The sequence below is a fragment of the Synechococcus sp. R5-13 genome (genome assembly GCF_047462015.1).
In the GTDB taxonomy this organism is placed as follows: Bacteria; Cyanobacteriota; Cyanobacteriia; order Thermostichales; family Thermostichaceae; genus Thermostichus.
In genome coordinates, this window is sequence record NZ_JANSIL010000193.1 from 1 (window position 1) to 740 (window position 740).

Sequence of the window (740 nt, forward strand, 5' to 3'; positions counted from 1 at the left end):
CTTTAAAAACGCAGTGCCGGCCATGTGAATATCGTTGTCATCACGCATAGGCCAAGAATACGATTGAGCGATGCAACGACTTCAAGCCTTCAAGTACGAATTGCTGCCCAACGGCCAGCAGGTGCGACTCATGCGCCGCTTCGCTGGCTCGTGCCAGTTCGTCTACAACAAGGCGCTGGCGTTACAGAAAGAACGCTACGAGTGTGGCGAGAAGAAGCTTGGCTACGCCGAGCTGTGCAAGCTGCTCACTGAATGGCGCAATAGCACAGAGACGGCGTGGCTGGGCGATGCGCCGGTGCATCCGCTGCAACAGGCGCTCCAGGATTTGGAGCGGGCTTACGCCAACTTCTTTGCCAAGCGCGCCGGCTTCCCAAAGTTCAAGAAGAAGGGCCGGCACGACAGCTTCCGCTATCCCGACCCGAAGCAGATCAAGCTTGATCAGACCAATAGCCGCATCTTCCTGCCCAAACTGGGCTGGCTGCGCTACCGCAACAGCCGAAAAGTGCTGGGTACGGTGAAGAACGTCACCGTCAGCCAGTCCTGCGGCAAGTGGTTTGTGTCGATTCAGACTGAGCGAGAGGTCGAGCAGCCCATTCCAACCGGCGGTGCGGTAGGCGTAGATATGGGCATCACCCGCTTTGCCACGCTGTCGGACGGCTCGTTCTATGCCCCCCTCAACAGCTTCAAGCGGCACGAGGCGCGCTTGCGCAAGGCACAGCAAGCGCTCTCCCGCAAAGTCA

1 protein-coding gene is annotated in these 740 nt (G+C 58.8%); it reads left to right on the plus strand.

From position 1 onward, the window contains the following. Positions 1 to 70 precede the first annotated feature (70 nt). Positions 71 to 740: RNA-guided endonuclease InsQ/TnpB family protein (locus NW840_RS13305; RefSeq protein WP_414344784.1), on the plus strand; the 670-nt coding region annotated here is incomplete at its 3' end.